The 7,153-nt window shown below is 69.3% G+C and carries 7 protein-coding genes; 3 read left to right on the forward strand and 4 right to left on the reverse strand.

Going from position 1 to position 7,153, the window contains the following annotated elements:
- Positions 1-19: 19 nt before the first annotated feature.
- Both HJG44_RS21275 and HJG44_RS21280 read right to left on the reverse strand, forming a co-directional pair.
- Complete coding sequence (locus HJG44_RS21275; protein ID WP_171220348.1) at positions 20-517, reverse strand: tripartite tricarboxylate transporter TctB family protein; 498 nt, start codon at positions 515-517, stop codon at positions 20-22.
- A gap of 12 nt (positions 518-529) precedes the next feature.
- Positions 530-1,525, reverse strand: a complete 996-nt coding sequence (locus HJG44_RS21280) for a tripartite tricarboxylate transporter substrate binding protein (RefSeq protein WP_171220350.1) — start codon at positions 1,523-1,525, stop codon at positions 530-532.
- Between the two features lie 300 nt (positions 1,526-1,825).
- Here HJG44_RS21280 and HJG44_RS21285 point away from each other — a divergent pair, with 300 nt between their 5' ends.
- Together HJG44_RS21285 and HJG44_RS21290 are read left to right on the forward strand one after the other, a co-directional pair.
- The gene (locus tag HJG44_RS21285; protein ID WP_346767233.1) at positions 1,826-2,551 is read left to right on the forward strand and encodes a lytic transglycosylase domain-containing protein; all 726 of its coding nucleotides are present in this window, start codon (positions 1,826-1,828) and stop codon (positions 2,549-2,551) included.
- Positions 2,552-2,621: 70 nt separating this feature from the next.
- Positions 2,622-3,197, forward strand: a complete 576-nt coding sequence (locus HJG44_RS21290; protein ID WP_171220352.1) for a Uma2 family endonuclease — start codon at positions 2,622-2,624, stop codon at positions 3,195-3,197.
- Positions 3,198-3,201: 4 nt separating this feature from the next.
- Here HJG44_RS21290 and HJG44_RS21295 read toward each other — a convergent pair whose 3' ends face one another.
- Positions 3,202-4,065: a DUF1989 domain-containing protein gene (locus HJG44_RS21295; protein WP_171220353.1), complete on the reverse strand. Its 864-nt coding sequence runs from the start codon at positions 4,063-4,065 to the stop codon at positions 3,202-3,204.
- Between the two features lie 62 nt (positions 4,066-4,127).
- On the opposite strand from HJG44_RS21295, the gene HJG44_RS21300 reads away from it, so the two are divergent.
- Entirely contained in the window at positions 4,128-4,721 is a 594-nt protein-coding gene (locus HJG44_RS21300; protein ID WP_171220355.1) for a Uma2 family endonuclease, read from the forward strand.
- A gap of 4 nt (positions 4,722-4,725) precedes the next feature.
- Here HJG44_RS21300 and scpA read toward each other — a convergent pair whose 3' ends face one another.
- Positions 4,726-6,885: a methylmalonyl-CoA mutase gene (scpA, locus tag HJG44_RS21305; protein ID WP_171220356.1), complete on the reverse strand. Its 2,160-nt coding sequence runs from the start codon at positions 6,883-6,885 to the stop codon at positions 4,726-4,728.
- Positions 6,886-7,153: the final 268 nt, after the last annotated feature.

Consider the following 7,153-nt stretch of genomic DNA (forward strand, 5'->3'; position numbering starts at 1 on the left):
TTCGAGGAAGGTCGTCATGTCACCAGGGCATCGGCACGAGCCCCGGGGGAAGCGGCACCCGTAGGAGCTTGTAGAAGAGGAGGTGGACGAGGATCGGGCCGAGAACGGCCATCGGCAGGGCGACGCGCAGGGAGCCGCGGAAGGCGAGCGCCAGGGCCAGGATCATCACCGCGGCGGTGGGCACGAAGCCGAGCGCATCGACGGCATAGACGTAGAAGAGAAGAAGACCAGGCGGAATCGCAGCGCGCAGCCAGCTCAGGCGGGCGGGCGGAACGTGCTCCAGCCCTTTCGCCTCCTCGCTCGCGGCCACATCGGCCTCGGCCTCGTCCTCGAAGCTGCGCCCGATGCCGAGCGCCACGAGGACGCCGCAGACGACCAACCCCAGGCCGATCACCGTCGGAAACGCGCTCGGCCCGACCTGCTGGCCGGGCACCGGAGGCAGGCGTGATCCGGCATAGGCCGCAGCGGCTCCGAGCGCCGCGATGACGGCGCCCGTGATCCGGTCGGATATGACCATGGGTGAGAGGGATCAGGCGGCCTTGGCGAGCCCGGCAGCCTTCATGTCCTCGCCCATCTTGGCGTTGCCTTCGTCCATGAACTTGGCAAAGCCCGCCGCATCGGCCCATTTCATGCCGAAGCCGCGACTGTTCATGAAGTCCCTGTAGGCCTGCCCGTCATAGACCTTCTTGAGCGCGTCGCCGAGCTTGGCCACGATCTCCGGCGGCAGGTTCCGCGGTCCCGCGATGCCGCGCCACGCGCCGGTCGCGTAGACCGTGCCGAGCTCCTCGCCGATGGTCGGGACGTTCGGGAATTGCGGGTTGCGCTTCTCGGCCATGATGGCGAGGCTCCGGGCCTTGCCGGCCTCGATCATGGCGCGCGCCTCCGGCACCGAGCAGGGGACGATGTCGACGCCTCCCGCCGCGAGGTCCTGCATGCCGGGCGCGGCGCCGTTCGAGGGGACCCAGGTGACGTGGTTGGGCTGGAGACCGAGGCTGCGCAGCCAGCCGACCAGGGCCAGGTGCCAGATGCCGCCCTGGCCGGTGCCGGATGCCTTCATCTTGCCGGGCGGGCTCGCCTTGATGGCGTCCGCGAGCTCCTTCACGTTCTTGTACGGCGCGTCGGCCTTCACCTGGATGCCGGGCGGGTCCTCGTTCACGAGCGCGAGCGGCGTGTAGCTACGGGGGGTGAGGTCGGTCAGGCCCTGCCAGTGCATCATGCTGATCTCGACCGTGAGGATTCCGAGCGTGTAGCCGTCCGGGGGCGCCGCCGCGATCGCCGCATGGCCGACGACACCGCTGCCGCCCGTCCGGTTCACGACGTTCACCGGCTGACCGAGCTCCTTCTCAAGCCCCTGCGCGACGATGCGCGCGCAGGCATCGGTCCCGCCGCCGGCGCCCCAGGGGCAGATCAGGGTGATGGGGCGGCTCGGATAGGCGCCCTGCGCCCAGGCGCTTCCGGTCTGGGCGGCGCCGCCGGCAAGTGCCGCCGCGGACGCGACGAAGCCGCGCCTCGTGAGATGAACCATGGCTGTCCTCCCGCGCTCCGGACTGCGCCGGATCTGCTCCGCACGGACGCTAGCACCGCGCGGCCACGGATCAAGCACGGAGGGCATCCGCCATTCGGGTCAGACGGGGCGAGGATCCTTGCCAGCCCGGCCTTCGGCCGAGTTGCCTTGCGGTAACGTTCCGCTGCCATGATGCGGCCCTCCCCGCGTTCCACCAGATGGGGGAAGGAGGTCGGCGTCTTGCCAGCACGAGGTCTGTCTGCATGCCTGTGCGTCGCTGGGCTGGCCCTCGCAACGAGCTGGCAGCCGGGCCGGGCGGAGGTGTCCGTCCTCCCTCCGGCGCGCCCTGCCGCCTCGCCCGAGCCGGCGAAGGCTGACGCGCAATCGACCGCCGCCCTCGCGAAACCCGCCGCGGCCCTGCCGGATGCCCGCAAGCTCTACCTTCCCATGATCGCCGCCGAAGCCAGGGCGCGCGGGCTGCCGCCGGAGGTCGCCGATGCGGTGGCGCGCGTCGAGAGCGGATACAACCCGGCCGCTATCGGCGGCGACGGGGAGCGCGGGATGATGCAGGTCATGCCGCCCACCGCCGCGATGCTCGGCTTCACCGGCTCGCTCGACCAGCTCGCCGAACCCGCCACCAACATCAAGCTCGGCGTGAGCTATCTGGCCGACGCCTGGAAGCTCGCGAACGGCGATCTCTGCCGCGCGCTCATGAAATACCGGGCGGGGCACAACCAGGAGCGCATGTCCGCGCTGTCCGTCGAGTATTGCCGGCGCGCGAAGAACCACCTCGCGGCCATCGGGTCGCCGCTCGCCGCCTCGCCGCTGCCGAAGCCCGAATTCGGCACCCTTCCGGGCGGGCTCGGGCCCAGCTTCGCGGGCGGGACCAACCCTCAGGTGCGACGGGTCGCCGGACGGCTCGTCAGGGTGGGCCGGGTTCGGACGGCCCGCACCGGCCGCGCCTTCTGGGCGGCCCACACCGCACGCATCCGGGCGATCGAGGCCCGGCTCCCGTGGAAGCGCGGCGGGATCATGGTGGGCAGCTGACCCGCTGGGCCGTCGCCGCTTCCGGTGATAGCGTCCGGCCGAGTGATCCCATCGGGACGGAGCCGGCGTCATGACCGTCCACGTCACACGAGCTCTCGACGGCTTCTCCCGGCGCGCCTTCAGCGTCGCCGAGTTCGAGCGCATGTTCGAGAGGGGCATCCTGGACGACAGCGAAAACCTTGAGCTCATCGAAGGCGAGATCGTCCCGATGGCGGCGAAGAGCCATGTTCACGAGCGGGTCAAGTCGGCCATCCTTCTCGTGCTGGCGAGAGAGCTGCCGCGAAACCTGTGGCTCGGCGTCGAGAGTTCGCTCGAGATGTCGGAGATGACCCTGGTCGAGCCCGATCTCGTCATCTACCCCAAGAGCTTCAGGCTGCGCGAGGTGCGCGGGCCGGACATCCTCCTGGCGGTCGAGGTCGCGGATACGAGCTTCAGGTTCGACCGCGACCACAAGGCGCGGCTCTATGCACGCTACGGCGTGCAGGAGCTCTGGGTCGTCGAGGCGAATAGCCGGACGACCTACATCCATCGGGAGCCTCGCGGTGGCGCCTGGACGAGCATAGCCGAGGTCCCTGCATCCGGGCTGTTGCAGCCTGGCGCGACCGATCTGCAGCACATCGCCTTCAGGCTCGGCGAGCTGGACTGAGGGGTCAGGCGGAGGCTGGGTTCTCCCAGGGCGGCGTGTTCAGCCGCATGCCGTGCGCGCCGCCGTAATCGGCGACCTTCGGCGGGGACCAGCCTTCGAGCACCCCCGGATCCAGGCGATATACCTCCACCCCGATCGGACGGCACACCTCGATCGGATCGCGCGCGCCGGGTCCCCAGAGCGGGACGGAGAGGTCGCCGCCCGGGCAGGTCGACAGCGCGCAGAGCAGGGCGATCTCGGCGAAGAATTCCAAATGATCGCCCGGACGCGCCGGGCAGTCGCGCATGAAGTACTTGTCCTCGGCGTTCAGGCCCGTGACCTGGAAGACGTTCAGCAGGTCGTGGACGTCGAACTCGGTCAGGCCGTAGGGCGCGACCGCCCGGACCAGGTTCGAGTGGCAATGGTGGTCGAAATCCCGGCCCGTGAGGAGCTTGTTCACGTAAGGGTCGCAGCGCGTCCCGAGCAGGTCGTGGACGCGCCCGCCATATTCGTCGGTGCCGTAGCCCGCGAGCGTGTCGCTCGTGATCGTGGCGAGCGGGCGCAGATAGGGCAGGGTGGACCAGAGCCGGTCGAAGGTCGTGACGTGAGCGGCCTGGAGCTGGCGGGTGCGCGAGGCCCAGAAGCGCTCGCGCGGGTTGTGCCGGTTCCAAATGTTCAGGTCCCCGACCTGGGGACCCTCGACCGTGAGCAGCCGGAAGACATGCCCGGCGGGCACCTCCCAGGCGCGACCTGTGCGGATCGGGATGACGAAGCTGTCCACGAGTTCGCGGCCGGACGCCAAGGCGACCCGCTCGTAGAAGGCCCGGTCGACGGATAGGGGCGAGCCGGCCGTGGCCTGATATGCGGCGGGGAAGCTCTTTGACGCCACCGTCGGCCCTCGTCATCCGTTTCGAGGAGATGCTAAGCTCCCGCCGCGCGGGACGGAAGCCGATGAACGCCCACACGCGACACCTCCTCGACGATGCGCCACGCCGGCTGCTGTCGGTCGCCGACCTCGATCGGATGATCCAGGCGGGCATCATCTCCGACGACGAGAACGTCGAGCTGATCGACGGAGAACTGATCGTGATGGCCGCGAAGAAGTTCTCCCACGAATTCGTCAAGTCGGCGCTGGTCCGGCTGTTCAACCGAGCAGGCTCCGACGACATCTTCGTCGGCATCGAGGCGAGCCTCCGGCTCGGCACGCACAATCTCGTCGAGCCGGACATCCTGGTCTGCCGCCGCGACCGGATCGTGATCTCGCCGGAGGGCTACATCGCCGTCCCGCCCCGGGACATCCTCTTGCTCGTGGAGGTGGCGGATTCGACGCTGCGCAAGGACCGGAACCTGAAGGCGCGGCTCTATGCGCGCCACAGCGTGCCGGATTACTGGATCGTCGACACGAATGCCCGCCGCATCTGGCGGCACCGCGCGCCCGAGGCGGGCCGCTACGGGCAGGTGGAGAAGATCGAGGCCGGGGAGGCGATCACGCCCGATTCGGGCGATCTCGCCGGCATCTCCGTCCGCCTCGCCGATCTCTCCTGACCGCCTATTCCGCCGCCTCCCGGGCCGCATAGCCGAGGCGCCGGTTGAGCTCGTGGATGAGGCGCTCGGCCGCTTCCGCGATCACCGTGCCGGGCGGGAAGATGGCGGAGGCGCCGGCGGCGTAGAGCGCGTCGAAGTCGCCGGGCGGGATGACGCCGCCGACCACGATCATGATGTCGTCGCGGCCGTATTCGGCGAGCGCCTTCTTCAGCTCCGGCACGAGCGTGAGGTGGCCGGCGGCGAGCGAGGAGACGCCGATGATGTGCACGTCGTTCTCGATCGCCTGGCGGGCGGCCTCGGCCGGAGTGGCGAAGAGCGGGCCGATATCGACGTCGAAGCCGAGATCCGCGAAGGCAGAGGCGATCACCTTCTGGCCGCGGTCGTGCCCGTCCTGGCCCATCTTCGCCACGAGGATGCGCGGGCGGCGGCCGTCATCGGCCTCGAACATCTCCACCAGCCTGCGGACGCGCTCGACCACTGCCGACATCCTGCCCGCCTCCCGCTTGTAGACGCCCGAGATCGCCTTGATCTCGGCGCGGTGCCGGCCCCAGACGCGCTCCAGCGCCTCCGAGATCTCGCCGACGGTCGCCTTCTGCCGCGCCGCGTCCACGGCGAGCGCCAGCAGGTTGCCGGAGCCGCGCGCCGCCTCCGACAGCCGGGCGAGCGCCGCCTCGACCGCGCCCTGGTCGCGCTCGGCGCGGAGCCGCTTCAGCTTGTCGATCTGGAGCGTGCGGACGGCCGAGTTGTCCACCTTCAGCACGTCGATCTGCCGGTCCTCGTCCGGCTTGAACTTGTTCACCCCGACGACCGTCTGGGCGCCGGAATCGATCCGCGCCTGGGTGCGGGCGGCCGCCTCCTCGATGCGCAGCTTCGGGATGCCGGCCTCGATGGCCTTGGCCATGCCGCCGAGCTTCTCGACCTCACCGATATGCTCCCAGGCCCTGGCGGCGAGGTCGCCCGTGAGGCGCTCGATGAAGAAGGAGCCGCCCCAGGGGTCGATGATCCGCGTCGTGCCGCTTTCCTGCTGCAGGAAGAGCTGCGTGTTGCGGGCGATGCGGGCCGAGAAGTCGGTCGGCAGCGCGAGCGCCTCGTCGAGCGCGTTCGTGTGCAGCGACTGGGTGTGGCCCTGCGTCGCCGCCATGGCCTCGATGCAGGTGCGCGTGACGTTGTTGAACACGTCCTGCGCGGTGAGCGACCAGCCGCTCGTCTGGCAATGGGTGCGCAGCGGCAGCGACTTGTCCGATTTCGGCCCGAAGCCCTTCACCAGCTTCGCCCACAGGAGGCGGGCGGCGCGCATCTTCGCCACCTCCATGTAGAAGTTCATGCCGATCGCCCAGAAGAAGGACAGGCGCGGCGCGAACTGGTCGATCGTGAGCCCGGCGCCGAGCCCGGCGCGGATGTATTCGACGCCGTCGGCGAGCGTATAGGCGAGTTCGAGGTCCTGCGTCGCCCCGGCTTCCTGCATGTGATAGCCGGAGATCGAGATCGAGTTGAACTTGGGCATCTTCTCGGCCGTGAAGGCGAAGATGTCCCCGATGATCCGCATCGACCCGGCCGGCGGGTAGATGTAGGTGTTGCGGACCATGAACTCCTTGAGGATGTCGTTCTGGATCGTGCCCGCGAGCTTCTCCGGCGGCACGCCCTGCTCCTCCGCCGCGACGATGTAGAGCGCGAGGACCGGCAGCACCGCGCCGTTCATCGTCATGGACACGCTCATCTGGTCGAGGGGAATCCCCGCGAACAGCGTGCGCATGTCGTAGATCGAATCGATCGCGACGCCCGCCATGCCGACATCGCCCGCCACGCGCGGATGGTCGGAATCGTAGCCGCGATGGGTCGCGAGATCGAAGGCGACGGAGAGGCCCTTCTGCCCGGCCGCGAGGTTGCGGCGATAGAAGGCATTGGAATCCTCGGCCGTGGAGAAGCCGGCATATTGCCGGACCGTCCAGGGCTGGTTGACGTACATCGTCGGGTACGGGCCGCGCAGATAGGGCGGCAGGCCCGGATAGGTGTCGAGGAAGTCGAGCCCGGCGCGGTCCTGCGGGCCATATTCCGGGCGCACCGGAATTCCCTCGGGCGTGATCCAGGGCTCGCCGGCGATCTGGGCGGCCGGAACGCTCTGGCCGCGGAAGGGCAGGGTGGAGAAATCCGGGATCGCGGTCATGGCAACCTGTCTCTCTCCGAGGTCTTCGTCAGCGTCAACGTAGTCCTGCCGGCTCCGATCCGCCACGCGGTTTTATCCGTCGCCGCGCTGGACGCGATCCGCCTTCGAGCCGCTGCCACGCAGGACGCGTCGCGGCCTTCATCAAGGCACGCGCCGTCCGTCCCCGGCGCGGGGTCGGTCAGGACGGGCGACTTCAAAGAGCGGGTGAATTGGTCGAGGGGCGTGGGACGCCGAAACGCTCGATCAATTTTATAGAGGAGCCTTTCGG

The organism is Enterovirga aerilata (genome assembly GCF_013044135.1).
Lineage (GTDB): Bacteria > Pseudomonadota > Alphaproteobacteria > Rhizobiales > Beijerinckiaceae > Enterovirga > Enterovirga aerilata.